This is a genomic window from Pseudomonas sp. 05N433 (genome assembly GCF_056396925.1).
This window is the reverse complement of record NZ_JBFTML010000004.1, coordinates 179,992-195,666: the sequence shown is the minus strand read 5'-3', so window position 1 is coordinate 195,666 and position 15,675 is coordinate 179,992. Positions and strand designations below refer to the sequence as shown.

The 15,675-nt window shown below is 57.5% G+C and carries 14 protein-coding genes, 1 tRNA gene and 1 pseudogene; 11 read left to right on the top strand and 5 right to left on the bottom strand.

From position 1 onward, the window contains the following. The first annotated feature begins 8 nt into the window (after positions 1–8). Both AC1DIS_RS02995 and AC1DIS_RS02990 read left to right on the top strand, forming a co-directional pair. Positions 9–2,153 (top strand): 3-hydroxyacyl-CoA dehydrogenase NAD-binding domain-containing protein, encoded by a 2,145-nt coding sequence (locus AC1DIS_RS02995; protein ID WP_477743804.1) that lies wholly within the window; start codon positions 9–11, stop codon positions 2,151–2,153. 108 nt (positions 2,154–2,261) lie between these two features. Further along, a complete protein-coding gene (locus AC1DIS_RS02990) occupies positions 2,262–2,996 on the top strand; it encodes an amidotransferase (protein WP_477743803.1) in 735 nt (244 codons plus the stop codon). 84 nt (positions 2,997–3,080) lie between these two features. On the opposite strand, the gene AC1DIS_RS02985 is transcribed toward AC1DIS_RS02990, so the two are convergent. From AC1DIS_RS02985 to AC1DIS_RS02975, 3 genes are all read right to left on the bottom strand, one after another. After that, positions 3,081–4,052, bottom strand: a complete 972-nt coding sequence (locus AC1DIS_RS02985) for a magnesium and cobalt transport protein CorA (protein ID WP_018925218.1) — start codon at positions 4,050–4,052, stop codon at positions 3,081–3,083. A gap of 146 nt (positions 4,053–4,198) precedes the next feature. Beyond that, complete coding sequence (locus AC1DIS_RS02980; protein ID WP_064619228.1) at positions 4,199–4,921, bottom strand: lysophospholipid acyltransferase family protein; 723 nt, start codon at positions 4,919–4,921, stop codon at positions 4,199–4,201. Positions 4,922–5,134: 213 nt separating this feature from the next. After that, the gene (locus AC1DIS_RS02975; RefSeq protein WP_018925220.1) at positions 5,135–5,824 is read right to left on the bottom strand and encodes a crotonase/enoyl-CoA hydratase family protein; all 690 of its coding nucleotides are present in this window, start codon (positions 5,822–5,824) and stop codon (positions 5,135–5,137) included. Positions 5,825–6,132: 308 nt separating this feature from the next. On the opposite strand from AC1DIS_RS02975, the gene AC1DIS_RS02970 reads away from it, so the two are divergent. From AC1DIS_RS02970 to AC1DIS_RS02930, 9 genes are all read left to right on the top strand, one after another. Then, positions 6,133–6,222 (top strand) — tRNA-Ser (locus tag AC1DIS_RS02970). 315 nt (positions 6,223–6,537) lie between these two features. Further along, on the top strand, positions 6,538–6,720 hold the full coding sequence (locus AC1DIS_RS02965; RefSeq protein WP_007940783.1) for a hypothetical protein: 183 nt from the start codon (positions 6,538–6,540) through the stop codon (positions 6,718–6,720). Between the two features lie 315 nt (positions 6,721–7,035). After that, complete coding sequence (locus AC1DIS_RS02960; protein WP_018925235.1) at positions 7,036–7,356, top strand: YbjQ family protein; 321 nt, start codon at positions 7,036–7,038, stop codon at positions 7,354–7,356. Positions 7,357–7,504: 148 nt separating this feature from the next. Further along, positions 7,505–7,699, top strand: coding sequence for a hypothetical protein (locus tag AC1DIS_RS02955; protein ID WP_007940781.1), 195 nt, complete (start codon positions 7,505–7,507; stop codon positions 7,697–7,699). Positions 7,700–8,046: 347 nt separating this feature from the next. Then, on the top strand, positions 8,047–8,412 hold the full coding sequence (locus tag AC1DIS_RS02950; protein ID WP_019648242.1) for a glycine zipper domain-containing protein: 366 nt from the start codon (positions 8,047–8,049) through the stop codon (positions 8,410–8,412). Positions 8,413–8,605: 193 nt separating this feature from the next. Next, the gene (locus tag AC1DIS_RS02945) at positions 8,606–9,031 is read left to right on the top strand and encodes a glycine zipper domain-containing protein (protein ID WP_477743824.1); all 426 of its coding nucleotides are present in this window, start codon (positions 8,606–8,608) and stop codon (positions 9,029–9,031) included. Positions 9,032–9,159: 128 nt separating this feature from the next. Then, positions 9,160–9,330 (top strand): hypothetical protein, encoded by a 171-nt coding sequence (locus tag AC1DIS_RS02940; protein WP_477780761.1) that lies wholly within the window; start codon positions 9,160–9,162, stop codon positions 9,328–9,330. A 102-nt stretch (positions 9,331–9,432) separates the two neighbouring features. Beyond that, positions 9,433–9,648, top strand: a complete 216-nt coding sequence (locus AC1DIS_RS02935) for a hypothetical protein (protein ID WP_477743802.1) — start codon at positions 9,433–9,435, stop codon at positions 9,646–9,648. A 101-nt stretch (positions 9,649–9,749) separates the two neighbouring features. Next, a complete protein-coding gene (locus AC1DIS_RS02930) occupies positions 9,750–10,091 on the top strand; it encodes a hypothetical protein (protein WP_477743801.1) in 342 nt (113 codons plus the stop codon). 94 nt (positions 10,092–10,185) lie between these two features. Here the strand turns inward: AC1DIS_RS02930 and AC1DIS_RS02925 are convergent, their stop codons facing one another. Both AC1DIS_RS02925 and AC1DIS_RS02920 read right to left on the bottom strand, forming a co-directional pair. Then, the gene (locus AC1DIS_RS02925; RefSeq protein WP_477743800.1) at positions 10,186–10,584 is read right to left on the bottom strand and encodes a hypothetical protein; all 399 of its coding nucleotides are present in this window, start codon (positions 10,582–10,584) and stop codon (positions 10,186–10,188) included. 3 nt (positions 10,585–10,587) lie between these two features. Further along, a pseudogene (locus AC1DIS_RS02920) lies at positions 10,588–15,452 on the bottom strand (RHS repeat-associated core domain-containing protein). Positions 15,453–15,675: the final 223 nt, after the last annotated feature.

Below are 15,675 nucleotides of genomic sequence, written 5' to 3'. Positions count from 1 at the left end.
AAATTGCCATGACCCAAGCCATTCGTTACGAAAAGGGCCAGGACCGGATCGTCGTCCTGACCATCGACATGCCGGGCCAGAGCGCGAACACCATGAACGCGGTCTACCGCGAGGCCATGGCCACCTGTGTCGAGCGCCTGGTCGCCGACAAGGATGCGATTGCCGGCGTGATCATCACCTCGGCCAAGAAAACCTTCTTCGCCGGTGGCGACCTCAATGAACTGATCAAGGTCGGCAAGCCCGAAGCCCAAGCCTTTTACAACATGGTGCTGACCCTCAAGGGCCAGTTGCGCACCCTGGAAACCCTCGGTAAACCGGTGGTTGCCGCCATTAACGGTGCGGCGCTCGGCGGCGGTTGGGAAATCTGCCTGGCCTGCCATCACCGTGTAGTGCTCGACAACCCGTCGGTGCTGCTTGGCCTGCCGGAAGTCACCCTCGGCCTGTTGCCGGGCGGCGGCGGGGTGGTGCGCATGGTGCGCATGCTGGGCATCGAAAAAGCTCTGCCGTATCTGCTGGAAGGCAAGAAAATCCGCCCGCAACAGGCGCTGCAAGCGAGGTTGATCGATGAGTTGGCTGTCGATCACGATGAGCTGATGGCCAAGGCGCGGGCGTGGATTGCTGCTCATCCGGTTGCTGTGCAGCGTTGGGATGTGAAGGGTTATCAGATCCCTGGCGGTACGCCGTCGGATCCGAAAGTCATGCAGATGCTGGCCATCACGCCGTCGATCCTGCGTAGTAAAACCCAGGGGTGCCTGCCCGCGCCGGAGAAAATCCTCTGCGCCGCGGTGGAGGGCGCTCAGGTGGATTTCGACACCGCGCACCTGATCGAAACCCGCTATTTCACCGAACTGACTACGGGCCAGGTGTCGAAAAACCTCATCGGCACCTTTTGGTTCCAGCTCAATGAGATCAATGCCGGCGGTTCGCGACCTCAGGGCATAGCGCCTTACGTGACGAAGAAAGTCGGCGTGCTCGGCGCCGGGATGATGGGCGCGGGCATCGCGTTTGTCAGCGCCTCGGTCGGTATCGATGTGGTGCTCAAAGACATCAACCTCGCCGCGGCAGAGAAGGGCAAGGCTCACTCGGCGGCGCTGCTGGACAAGAAGGTTGCTCGGGGTCAGTTGAGCCGGGAACAGCGCGAGGCGATTCTGACGCGAATCGATACCACTCAAGACGATGCGGATCTGGCCGGTTGTGATTTGATTATCGAAGCGGTGTTTGAAGATCGCGAGCTTAAAGCCAGGGTCTCATCGGCAGCGCAAACCGTCGTCGGCCCGGACGCGGTGATCGCCTCCAATACCTCGACGTTGCCGATCAGTAGCCTGGCCACCGCCGTGCCAAACCAGAGCAAATTCATCGGCCTGCATTTCTTCAGTCCCGTGGAGAAAATGCCGTTGGTGGAAATCATCAAAGGCGTCCATACCAGCGACGAAACCCTGGCTCGCGGTTTCGATTTCGTCCTGCAAATCAAGAAAACTCCGATTGTGGTCAATGACAGTCGTGGCTTTTTTACGTCGCGGGTGTTTGGCACCTTCACCAACGAAGGCATCGCGATGCTCGGCGAAGGCGTGAGCGCGCCGATGATCGAGACCGAAGCGCGCAAGGCCGGCATGCCCGTCGGGCCTCTGGCGATCTCCGACGAAGTTTCCCTCAGCCTCATGAGCCATATCCGCCAGCAAGCCGCCAAAGACCTGCAAGCGGAAGGGAAACCACTGATTGAGCACCCGGCGTTCGCCGTGATTGACTTGCTGCTCAAGGAATTCAAGCGTCCGGGCAAGGCCGCTGGAGGTGGTTTCTACGATTACCCGGCCGCCGGGCAGAAACATTTGTGGCCGGAGCTGAAAACCCGTTTCGAGAAAGCTGACGGGCAGATTTCGCCGAAGGATGTGCGTGATCGACTGCTGTTCATCCAAGCCATCGAAACCGTGCGGTGTGTGGAGGAGGGCGTGCTGACCTCGACGGCGGATGCCAACGTCGGCTCGATCTTCGGCATCGGCTTCGCAGCCTGGACCGGCGGTGCGCTGCAATTCATCAACCAGTACGGTGTGAAAGACTTTGTTGCCCGCGCCCAGTACCTGGCCGAGCAATATGGCGAACGCTTCACGCCGCCTGCGCTGTTGCTGGAGAAAGCCGCAAAGGACGCGCTGTTCTAAGGCGGCGTTCCAAGGGACCGATGACGCCTTCCGGGGCTTGCCTTGCCACCGTGTTTCAAGGCAGGCTCTGGGGTGTGCATTATTCCCACCATGTGTCAGGTATTTTTTATGTCGTTACGCATCTGCATTCTGGAAACCGACATCCTGCGTCCGGAACTGGTCGATCAATATCAGGGTTACGGGCAGATGTTCCAGCGTCTGTTTTCGCAGCAACCCATCGCGGCCGAATTCAGCGTGTACAACGTGATGCAGGGCGACTATCCCAGCGATGATCAGATCTTCGATGCGTATCTGGTCACCGGCAGCAAGGCCGATTCCTTCGGCACCGACCCGTGGATTCAAACCCTCAAGACGTACCTGCTCAAGCGCTACGAACGTGGCGACAAACTGTTGGGTGTGTGCTTCGGTCATCAACTGTTGGCGCTGCTGTTGGGCGGCAAGAGCGAGCGGGCGACCCAGGGCTGGGGAGTCGGCACCCACAAATACAAACTCGCGGCCAAGGCGCCGTGGATGAGCCCGGTGAGGGAAGAACTGACGTTGCTGATCAGTCACCAGGATCAGGTCACCGCATTGCCGGAAAACGCGACGGTGATTGCTTCTAGCGATTTCTGCCCGTTCGCCGCGTACCACATCAACGATCAGGTGCTGTGCTTCCAGGGGCATCCGGAGTTCATTCACGATTACTCACGGGCGCTGCTGGATATCCGCCAAGAGGCGCTGGGCGAGCAGATTTATTCGCAAGGTATGGCGAGTCTTGAACACGAGCATCACGGCACTACCGTCGCAGAGTGGATGATGCGGTTTGTGGCGCACAAGCCTGAGACTGACTCGGTTAAGCCTTAAAAGCTTCGCGGGCAAGCCTCGCTCCTACGGATAACCCTGTAGGAGCGAGGCTGCCCGCGAATTTTGCAGACGCCTCGGTTCCGACTACAACCACCCAGACTTTTTGAAGCTCGCCCACAAACCGACGCACCCAACGGTGATAAACCCCAGCACCGCGAAATACCCGTAATGCCAGCTCAACTCCGGCATGTTCTGGAAGTTCATCCCATAGATCCCGGCCACCGCGGTCGGGAACGCCAGAATCGCCGCCCATGCCGCAAACTTGCGCTGCACCACGCTCTGGCGTGACGCCTCCAGCAACACCCCGACCTCGATGGTCTGGCTGGCAATGTCCGCCAGGGTCGTCAGGTCTTCCAGTTGCCGCGTGACATGAATCTGCACATCGCGGAAATACGGGCGCATATTTTTGTCGATAAACGGAAAGCTCAGCTTTTGCAGTTCCTCACCGATCTCCACCATCGGTGCCGCATACCGGCGCAAGCGCAATACATCGCGGCGCAGGCCGTGGAGTTTCTGGATATCGCGTTCATTCAGGGAACCGCAGAGGACATTGCTCTCCAGCTCATCGATCTCGGCGTGAATCGCTTCGCCCATCGGCTGGTAGTTTTCAATCACGAAATCGAGGATGGCATAGAGTACGAAATCTTCCCCATGCTCCAGCAAAAGCGGGCGCGCCTCACAACGCTGTCGGACATGGGCGTAGGACGCCGAATGACCGTTACGTGCGGTAATGATGTAACCCTTGCCGGCGAAGATATGCGTCTCGATGAACTGCAATTTGCCTTCATGGCGGATCGGCGAATACGTGACGATGAACAGCGCATCGCCGAACGTTTCCAGCTTCGGTCGGCTGTGTTTTTCCAGGGCGTCTTCGATGGCCAGTTCGTGCAGGTTGAACTGGCGTTGCAGGTTGAACAGCTCCTGCGCATTGGGCTCTTCGAGGCCGATCCACACAAAGTGGCCAGGCTTGGCAGCCCAGGCAGCGCCTTCGTCGAGGGTGATGTTGGTGACTTTCTTACCGGCGCTGTAAACCGCAGCAGCAACGACTCTACCCATGATGATTCACTTCTTATCGGTCGCTTTCTATTGGTAAAGACTGGCGGTGCCAGGCAGGTTTCAGCTTAACCTTGTCTACTGCTTGAGAGTCAGCAAAATCGGTAGAGTTCGCAGGCAAAAGAAAACCCGCACAGGGCGGGTTTCATTCAGGCGGCTTGCAGCTGCCGATCCATCGAGTCGATGCACTCACGCATCTGTTCGCGGCACTGGGCGATCAACATCGGCATGTCATCCAGACTCAATCCAGCCGTAGGAATTGCCGGTAACGAACGGATCAGAATCTTCCCACTGCGCCAGCGGTTCAATCGCATGTGTTTGACGTAACTGCTGACACACACCGGCACGATTGGCACGCCGGCGGCAATCGCCATCTGGAACGCGCCTTTCTTGAACGGCAGCAGCTCTTCACCCAAGTTGCGGGTGCCCTCGGGGAAGACCCAGATCGAGGTGTCTTCATTCTGCAAGGTGTGCGTGGTGGTCAGCATCGACTGGCGTGCCTTGTGCGCATTGCCGCGATCGATCAACACATTGCCCGCCAGCCAGAACAACTGCCCGAACAGCGGCACCCACTTCAGGCTCTTCTTGCCGATGCACACGGTGCGGCGGGGCACCACGTTGCCGAACACAAACAGATCGTAGTTGGACTGGTGGTTGGCGATGATCACGCAGCTGTCGGGTTTATCCATCAACGGCCCGACATCGGCCTTCACCCGCAAACGCAAAATACACATTGCCGGCCACGCATACAGACGGGCGCACAAACGGCTGTTGTCGGGATTGAACGGGCGGCACAGCCCGAGAATCACTCCAAGCGCACCGGCCAGAATAAAGTGCAGGCCCATCAATAACATACGAAACACAAACAGCATTTAAAGGCCCACCGGGACAAAAGGTGGCGCAGTGTACGGATGTGCACTGTTTTCGGCAATTGCCGCTATAGAAGTGGGAGATAGCCGATTTTTGAACGCATGTTTCCGACTTGTGGGTCAGATGCGGCCTAGAGCGGTTGTAAGGTTTTAAACCAGACACCCAAGAAAAAGCCCGACACGACGGTCGGGCTTTTCGGTGCAACGCGTTCGGGCTTAGCCCATGTGCTCCTGATCCAGGATGATCGCGTTGTCCAGCGTCTCCAGCAGCGCCTTGCGCGTTTTCAACTTGGTGTTCTTGTGGGCGATCATGTTGAGCTTCTTCAACTGACGAGCCGCCGCCAGCGCCGCGCCTTGCAGCTCTTCGGCCGACACCACCTTATCGAGGAAACCGGCATCCACGGCACTCTGCGGGTTGAACATCTCGGCGTTGATCACCGCGCGATGAAACGCCGACTTGCGCAGACGATCACGGGCCAGTTCGATACCGGCATGGTGCATGGTCATGCCGATCTGCACTTCGTTCAGGCCAATGCTGAACGGGCCATCGACACCGATGCGGTAGTCAGCCGACAACAGAAGAAACGCACCCTTGGCCACCGCATGCCCAGGACACGCCACGACCACCGGGAACGGATGCGACAGCAGGCGACGAGCCAGGGTCGAACCCGCAGCCACCAGCGCCATGGCCTCGTTAGGGCCGGCGGTCATCACCTTCAAATCATAACCACCCGACAAAATCCCCGGCTGACCGGTAATGATCACCACCGCCCGATCCGCTACCGCCCGATCCAGCGCAGCGTTAAACGCGACAATCACGTCTGGAGAGATGGCATTGACCTTGCCATTGCTCAAGGTCAGGGTCGCGATACCGTCTTCGAGATGGTAGGAAATCAACTCACTCATGACGCCAATCCTTCTAATAAAGTAGGGCAGACGTTACCCACCGCTGTAGGCCAGGTAAAGCGCCGTGACTGACCCGTCAGTCACCCTTTTCCAGCTCTCCAGGCATTGTCCGCCCCGCCCATCGTGCATTGGCTTCTATATAGAAGGGGAGGCGAAGCCGGAGATTGGCAGGTTTGCCATGCCCTTGAACGCCCCCAAAGCGCTAATCGCGTTAAGCGCATGAAAATTCTGAAAAAAATGTTTGCCATCAGAAAAGCTTTCGACTACATTAGCGCGCCTCGACAGACTGAATAGGTTTGACGAGATACGGTGAAGTGTCCGAGTGGCTTAAGGAGCACGCCTGGAAAGTGTGTATACAGGAAACTGTATCGAGAGTTCGAATCTCTCCTTCACCGCCAAATTCGATATACACAAAACCCCTGATTTCGAGAGAAGTCAGGGGTTTTGTGGTTTCTGGCGTCTGGATTTTATGCATGGCGGTATCAGCGAAGGCGCTTCCGAAATTGATGTAGGACGATGGATAGGCGTGTGGGAAGCAATGCTGGAAAGCCATATGGTTTGGGGGCTTTCATAGGTTTTGGCACCTCGCATGAGCCGCATCGGGAGGGGGTATTCGTTTTGCGCCTTTAAGGTACAAAATGACCCAAAGGGCAGTGCACACGACGCGCCCCATTATCCGGAACGGACGCACGCAGGTTATGCAGGAATTCACCATGAAGCAGGCGGAGTTGGAGAAGGTTCACGTGGAAATCGTCAAGCTGATGGCTGAGCAGCGCAAGCTGAATGCCGAAGCGGGCAAGATGACCCGTGAAACTTTTTGGTACCCGGTAGCTGTTGCGACTGGCTTGATCGGTACGGTGGCGACTGTTACTGCGGTGTTGATCAAGCTGCTCTGACCCCCTGATTCTTTCGATGCCGTGAAAGGCTGATTCACCTCGCCTAGCGATCCGTTCGGTGCGAGTTTTTTGTGTATGAAGGGATTCATGAGCGATTTACTCGATTTCATCAGTGCGCTGTGCCAGGTATCCGATTGGACGCCATCACGCCCCAGGCGGGTATTTTCACGAAGGTTCGTGTTCTTTATGGTGCTTGTAGCGGCATTCGAGTTGGTATTACTCAACCATTACTGGGGGTAATCCAGTTCCGGGCTTTTTGTTTTCATCACCTGGCTACCGAGGAATAATGCGCGCTTCTATGAAGAAGGACATCTCATGATCACCACCACAACCCACACCATCGAAGGTCGGCAAATCACCGCCTACCTGGACATCGTCAGTGCCGAGTCGGTGCAGGGCGTTAACGTGATTCGCGACATGTTCGCCGGGATGCGGGATTTTTTCGGCGGGCGTTCTCAGACGTTGGAGCGGGCATTGAAGGAGGCGCGGGTTCAGGCGACCGAGGAGATCAAGGAGCGGGCGCGGGTGCTTCAGGCGGATGCGGTGGTGGGGCTCGATTATGAGATCAGCATGCCGGCCGGCAAGGGTGGGATGGTGGTGGTGTTTGTGACCGGGACGGCGGTCAAGCTGAGGTAGGTTGCTCGGTACTGGCCATTCGTCGGGCATGTAACGATCTGAATCACAAGTCTGGGAATGACCGGCTAGTCTCAAAAACCAGGGTGGTCGATATTTTTCAGGCAAAAAGGGCTTGCCGGTATCGACCCGTTTTGAGAGGAGCGAAGATATGGCTGAGCCGTATATCGAAGACGACGGTGCAGAGTTTCCAATCAATGATTGCGTGCAGTGTGGTCAGACGGACTATGTGCCGAGCTTCGGCGAAGACCGTATCAAAATCAACAAAATCAAATCTGCAGTGCCTAGGACCCGAGGGCCGAAATCGAAATTTATGCCCAAGCTGGGGGCGCCCTCCAGGAAGTAAACCGATCACAGCACGAACCCCGTCATTGAGCGGGGTTTCTTGTTTCTGAAGGGCAGGAAGGGTGGCTCGGTGGCAATGCCGAGAAATGTCCTACAACTTTGCGAGCACTGGTATTTTTTTCACAAACTTTTCACACCGGCCTCCGTAGGCTCAGCTCATCCGTTAGAAAGCAGTACCCTGGCCCGTCTCCCCAGCGGGCTTTTTTTTGCCTGTCATAAAACCTTTTGCATAAACGCTGTCCAACCGTCGCCATTGGCGAGGTTGTTCTGGTTTTGTGTCTRGACTTTCCCTCCGCTAAAGCATTCAATCTCCGGCCTTTCGGTTCCCCTTTTTTTGAGGTTCTTGTTATGCGTTTGACACTGCCTGCTCTGGTTCTGGGCCTTTTGGTTGCTCAAGGTGCGATGGCTGCCGGCGACGGCACGGCCGCGCTCGGTGGTGGTCTGGGTGGTGCGTTGGGTAACGTGGTTGGCCAAAAAATGGGCGGCAGCACTGGCGCAGCGATTGGTGCTGGCGTAGCGGGTGCAGCCGGCAGCGCTGTTGCCGCACGTAAAGGCAGCCGCACCAAAGCGGCCATCGGCGGCGGTGTTGGCGCGGCGGGCGGTTCGATAATCGGTAACAGCCTGGGCGGCAAGAACGGCTCCACCATTGGCGCAGGCCTGGGTGGCGCATTGGGCGGCGGCGTAGGCAGCAACCTGTCCAAAAAGCGTCATTGATCCTGAAGGTCAGCTGAAAAAGCCCGGCTTAATGCCGGGCTTTTTCGTTTTGGAACGTTTCTGCATCATGTGGCTCAAATCTCATACAGTCGGTATTGGTTTTCTGTATAACAGACCCAGATACAGGCTGATGCCTATCCGCGGCACGTTCTTCCCCCCAATGCGGAAATTAGAGGTGCATATCATGCGTTTCATGCGTTTGACATTGTCCACGATGTTTTTGGGGCTTTTGGTCGCTCAGGGCGCAATGGCGGGCGGCAACGGTGACGCTGCAGTCGGCGGTGGTCTTGGCGGTGTGTTGGGCAACGTAGTCGGCGGGCAGTTGGGCGGCAGCACCGGGGCCGCGGTGGGCGCTGGCGTCGGCGGTGCGGCAGGCAGTGCGGTCGGTGCGCGCAAGGGCAGTCGCACAGAAGCGGCCGTTGGCGGTGGTCTCGGCGCGGCGGGCGGTTCGGTGATCGGCAACAGCCTGGGTGGCTCCACGGGTTCGGCCATTGGCGCAGGCCTGGGCGGCGCAGCCGGTGGCGCGGTGGGCAGCAACATGGGTGATGACCGCGGCAGTTCGCATTCCGGTGGCGGCTACTACAAACACAAGCATAAAAATAAGTACAAGAATCACTAACTCGATATCGAGTTAAAGTAAAACCCGGCCGAGTGCCGGGTTTTTCGTTTCTATCGATAGGACGCTGGAACGATTTGCCGTAGGACCTCTCGAACTTTATATAACTCTGAACGTTGTGAGGCATGCCCATGAGTCCGGAAACCGAAGACAAGGAAGAAGAAGGCCCGATCAACGATCCTGGCAACGAAGATCCGGGGTCTCTGATGGACGACGCCACGGTACCGCTCAACGATGCCGATGACGCAGGCGATGTGGGCAACCTGGAGAATGATGAGTTTGACGAGGAAGACGACGAGTGATTTTGCGGTCGGGCCGACCTCGATCCCTCTGATCGAACCGTGTCTGTCGTGTTGGCCTCGAAAGGCAAGGATCTGCTTTTCAGGTCCATTGAGAGGTGCGTTATGAACGCTGATCCGAAAGACTCCGATATCGACGATACCCCCGAATATCCGCTGCCTTCGCCCACCAATTCGCTGCGCCGCGACCAGCGCCCGCCCGACGATGACGACACCGCTGTGGAACAGGTGCCCGCCGTTGATGTGAGGCGGGGTAATGTGGAAGCCGACCCGGAAGACCCGGACATCGCCGGCGATGACGCTTCGGGGGAACCGAGCTGAAACCTGTGTGGTGGTGCATCGCAGATTGTCGATTGAGCGACACCTTTTAAAAGCGATCACCACCAGAGATCAGGTAAAGCACTCTTTAAAGGAGATGCACCATGATCAGGTCAAAATGGATGGCGCTTACGATGGTCGGCTTATTGTCGATCAGTTCATTGACGGCGTTTGCTGAATCTACCGGTCGCGATGCGCCGGTCGACAAGGGCGGGATGCCGCCTTATTCGGAAATGAATGCGGGTACCTCGGATGGGAAGGCGCTGCCACCGGACACCCTTGGTGGTGGGAATGGTGGTGATACCAACGGGAGGAGCATCGACCCGGAGAAGGGCAGCGGGTCGGTGAGTGGTGGAAGTTCGATGGGGAGTGGTTCTGGAAGTGGGTCTGGAGGATCAGGTGGTTCTGAGGGCGGTGCAGATAAAACCGGTAATTCGGGTGGCTGAAGTCAGATTCTTTACCATTGCACTGAGCCCAGCATCGAACTGGGTTTGGTGTTTGTACAGGAGTTAAAAGTATCTTGGCCTCTTTTTTCAACCGCTATTCCTCTTCAATATCTGATTCAAACCAGCGCATAAAGAAGTCTCGCTGAACCTCTGGATCGTTGGTAAGATTATTTTCTTCGTAGTCAAAAATATTTACCAGGTCATTCCTTGTTGCATATTTGCCTAGTGTAAGTTCATATGCTTTTACTCCAAGCGACATCTGTGAGGACATGCTGGAAGGGTGTACGTTTATTTTTGCTCCTTTGCACAGGAAAACTACATCGCAGTGCTCTTTTCTGATATTGCCAAGGCACTCGTAAAAATCTCCCCCTGCATAAGTTTTGCTATATCCATCCTCCGTCACAAAATTAATAGTCAGTGCTTCCGAGTCGCAGAAAAGCTTCGCGATCTGGCGTATACCGTGTTTGATTATCTCAATTTCTACGCTGTCCACTTTCTATTTCCTGTTCGGATTTAAGGTGGTGTAACTAGTGGGGCGACCATCAGCACCAATAGGCGTAACGCCGAGAATATCTTCTCTTTTGACTCCACCTTGGATTGCTACCTCCCTTTCATTACTAAATTTGTATTTTTTTCCAAGTTCCTTGACTAGATCTCTACCTGGAATCATTCGTATAGTGTACAAAAAACCATTTCTCATATTGAACTTTGTTGCGAAATCAATTCCTACATCTCTTTTTGGAGAAGTGCTAACAAAATTGCTCGGTGGTTTATTACTGTCAAGTGAGTGAAGTAGCAAATCATTGCTGTCACCCTTGGTTTTAAACCCTGGTAAAAAATTTCATCTGGATGGCGGCTATCTCCACGATATAAATATTTTTCCTCCGTATATAAGGGAAGTTGAGCATCCCCCTCATCAACCCCCGCCTTACCCGCCGGATCCTCATCCCCAAACGACGGCTTCTTACACCCATCCCCCCCAGGGCACTCACTCAACCCCAACGGATCAACCCAACCCGCCGGATTGCGCGTGTACTGATAGCCGTTTAACCCGCCCGCCAACTTGCTCGGGTCCGGCGTCAGGTACCGTCCGATATCCGGATTGTAGTAGCGATGCCGGTTGTAATGCAGGCCGGTTTCCGCGTCGTAATACTGTCCTTGAAAGCGCAGCGGTTGATCGAGGACCTGGTGGGTGTCGCGGTTGAGGCGGGTGAGGCGGCCATAGGCGGTGTATCGGGCGGCCCAGATGATGTCGCCACTGTAGTCCGTGAGTTCTTGCGGGGTGCCGAGGTGGTCGAGCTGGTAGTAGAAGGGACAAGCCTTACGCGGGCCTTTGCCGTCGAGCATCGCCAGCGGGCGGAAGCTACCGGGTTCGTAGACGTAGCTGCGATGGTGGTCCTGGCTGTGTTCGGCGACGAGGTGGTCGCCTTGCCAGAAAAACTCGATGGTTTTGCCGTCGACGGTTTTGGTGATGCGGCGGCCGAAGGCGTCGTAGCGATAACTTGAACAACGACCATCCGGCGTAGTGACGCCGACCAGCCGATGCTGGCAGTCGTAGCGGTATTCGGTGACCAGTTTCTGCCCGGTGCCACGGCGCTCGCGGATCAGGTTGCCGAAGGTGTCGTAGTCGAAGTGGCGATCGCCCTGCATCAACAGGCGATTGCCTTTGACGGACGTCGGGCCGGGGCGGTCCTGCATCAGCAGGTTGCCGGCTGGGTCGTGGGCGTAGCTTTCCGGCTGTTGGTCGCGGGAGTGGCGCACGCGAATCAGTCGATTGAGCGGGTCGTACTGATAGCTGCGCTGGCCATGGCGGGTGTCGGCGATGCTGTCGAGATTGCCGTTGAGGCTGTAGGCATAGTCGCGGCGGTAGAGCGGATGTTGGTGCTGGCCGACAGCGTGGGCCTTTAGACGGCCCTGTTCGTCGTAGGCATATTCACTGAGCAGCAGGCCTTGTTGGCGGTGTTGTTCGCGACCGGCGAGGAACGTATGCGAGGTCAGTCGTGCGCCATTGAGGTCAATGGCCGTCAGCGCACCGCCCTTGGCGTGGCGGTAGTCGAGTTTGCTGCCGTCCGGCAGGCGCAGGCGGTTGAGCTGGCCGCAGGCGTCGTAGCCATAACGCAAGGTGCCCCAGCCCTGATGTTCGGTGATCAGGCGGTCCTGCTGGTCGTACTCGAACTCCAGCGGGTGATCGTGGCCGTCATCGACACCGAGCAGCCGGCCCAGCGAGTCGTAGCGGTATTTAACCTGGATGCCGTCGGGCAAGGTCTTGACCAGCAAGCGCCCGGCCGAGTCCCGTTGATAGCCCGTGATCAGCTGCGAGCCGTCATCACCGAACTCGGTTTTCTCCTGTAGATGACCATTGAGATCGTAGGCGTACGCGGTACGACGGCCGTCGAAGCCGGTTTCCTGTCGGATCAGGCCGCTGGGCGTGTAGTCCAGCCGATAGTGTTCGCCGGATTCGTTCTCGATTTCCGTCAGCAGCAGCTGCGCATTGTCATAGCGGTACTTGAGCTGGGTGCCGTCGGGATTGATCCGGCGGCTGACCAGGTGCAGGTCGTCGACGTATTCATAGCGGGTGATGCGGCCCAGTTCATCGCGTTCGGCAGTGATCTTGCTGTAGGCGTTGTAGCTGAACCCGCGGGTGGCTCCGGTAGGGAATGTTGTCTGGACCAGTCGGCCAATGGCGTCCCATTGGTACTGGGTGACGGCACCGTGTTCGTCCTGATGAGTCGTCTGCCGTCCCAGCGCATCGTAGGWAAAGCGCCGCTGCCCACCATCTGGCAGTGTTTCCTCAAGCAACTGACCCAGGGCATTCCAGACAAAGACATGTCGACTGGTGTCCGGGTAGCGGATCGACAGTAGCCGGCCTTGTTCGTCGTAGTGGTAATGGGTGATCTGACCGTCGGGATCAACCGCCTCGGTGACGCTCCCCTGAGCATTGCGTCGATAGGTCCACACCGCCTGACCGCGATAGCGCGCATGCAGGAAACCGTTGCGATACTCGTAGGCCGTCGGTTCGTCCTGCGGTGGAATCAGTGTCACCAGCCGTCCGACGTCGTCGTAACGGTATTCGGTGACGGCCCCCAACGGATCCTGCTCAGCAATCAACCGCCCGCTGTCGTCGTAGCTTTTGAGCTGCTCACCGCCATCCAGCTCGACCCGGCGCACCAGCCGCGCCCGCTCGTCATGGACGTAAACCTCTTCGCTGCCGTCGATGTTCCGGACGGTGACGCKGCCCTGGTCATCCCAGACATAGCGCGTGTCCATCTGCGCAAACGACGCCCAATGCCGCACGCAGCGCGCCGACTTGCCAGACCGTTCCCACTCCCAGAAGAAACTCGCGCCACCGGTCAGTTGTCGCTGCAAAATTACATGGTGGTCGTCGTAGTCGTAACGCTCGCTTTCCCCAGCAGCATTGATCGCTTCGATCAAGCGCTGGCGGGCGTCATAGCGGTAGAAAGCCAGTGTTTGCTCTGTACGCCAGGCTTCACCCAAGTCATCGCTGGGGTGAAACGACTGGTATTCGACGGCGATGAGGTGCCTGCGCTCGTAGCACAACAGCAGCGAACGACCGGCACCGTTGTCGAGGCGYTGRATRCGYTCCTGWCGGTCGCGGGTGATGCGCAGGCGGTTGTYGTAGGCGTCRCTGATCGCSGTYAGYCGRCCGTKGTGAAAGTGGTAGAACCGACTCGTCTCGCCGGCCAGCGCGAGGATCAGTTCYTCGGGGKCATCRCCGAGRTAAATCGCCGCRCGCGACAGGCTGTTGTGGATCGCYGGGCGTTCGYTGCTCGGYARYGGRAACGTGGTGCGRCGGTTTTCRTGGTCGATCCAGAYGACCTGTTCAACGCCCAGCTCCAACCGCTGCGCCAGCGAATGGCTCCAGCCCCAGCCCAGCCCGCAATCGATTTCCACCGCGCTGGTGCGGTACAACCGGGTGAGGGCAAACGGCAGCAGCCCGTCCAGCGCACCGTCGGTCAGGGTCAGCAGTTCTTCGCCGCTGACCATCGACACAGGGCAGCCGTTGGTGCAGGTCAGTGCCGCGCAATCGGCGCTGTCGCCATTGGGGTTTTTCGCTTGATTCGGTGCATCGTCGTGGGGTTCGTGACGGCCCAGCCGGGTCTTGGCTGCAGACTTGTCGCGGGCAATGGCGAGTGGATTGTTCACCTGCACAACCGGTGAGTTGCCGGCGCTGATCTGCAGTGGAACCGTCGGTGCAGGTTTCAGCGGTGCATTGCGCGCACTGACCACGAGCGGTTTGAGGACACCAGCGTGGGCTGTCAGGTCGGATTTGGCCGTCAGTTCGGCCAGTCGCAAACTGGCAGTCGCCAACCATTGTCGAGCCCGATGGGACTTGATCTTGTCCAGCACTTTGGCGCTCATGCCGAGCTTCAGGCCCGTAGGACCTGTGAGACGCACCAGCAGGAAGCTGATTAATATTTCCGTACGAACTTGTGCCACGACTTCGGCGATGTACTGCGGCGGCAACATCCTCAGCCAACTGGTGAAGGCGGCGAGATGGATGAACATCAACGGCTCATCGCTCAACATCAGCAACACATTGGCAATGGTTTCAGCCGAAGCGTTCAGCAGCGTCTCAAGCTCGCCTTGTGTCAGGTACTCAAGGAGTTTTTCGCTGCTGCCTTGCAGGTCCGCCACCAGGGCGTAGACCTGCTTCACGTCATCCCACAAGCCGTGCAACGAACGCTCGAAACTGTGCCAGTCAGCCTGTTGCAGCAGGCCGTAGCGTTGAGTGAAACCAGCTTTGGAAAAATCTGCCCATAAAGGCTCGAATTCGCTCGTCCATTCGTTGCGCAACCAGCCTTCCAGCTCGCCGATCACGCCCTGATAGGAGGCGTAGAGTGCTTTGACGTGTTCAGTGGAAACATTGGGAAAGAAGGTGATGCGATAGTGATGGCCGCGCCAGCATTCGGGGATTTCGAGAATGCCGCTGGGGCCGATGGTTGCGTGGACGGGCTCACCGAACGTCAGCTCACCGTTGTGCTGGGAGATAACCGGTTCGAGCATCACCGGCGTATCGCCGATCGGCACGAAACGCGCGGCTTCAAACATATGCACCAGGGTCAACGGACCGCTGGCCGGGCACATGGCGAGTGTTGAACTGAAAGGCGCGGTGGAGTCCTTCGGTGCGCTGAGCCGGATTTCGTTGCCGACCTTGAACACTTGCTCGACGTTGAGCGCGCCACCGGTCCAGAAGTTTTCCGCCCAGGCCTCGTAGTCGTTGAGGCAGAGTCGGAAATCACCAAGCAGCGCTTTGATGTCCGGCTGTTTGGGGTTCATGGCGGCGACCACCAGCAGACCGATGGCGTTGTTCAAGGCCAGGACCTTGTCAGGTTCGAACATTCGCAATCCCTCGCGCTGATCAATGTGGAGCGAGAGACTTTGCGGGGGATCAAAAAGGAAAGAAGTCGGGAAAGGAGGTGTTTGGTGTAGGGGAAATCGCTAAATCATCACGGCGCCCTCGGCAGAGGATTTTGTATCCGCCAGGCATTGCCCGTTGCTCTCGACCAATCGCGCTCGCTATGCTGCTGAACCCTTTAATCCATCACGGATCCGGCCGTACCTG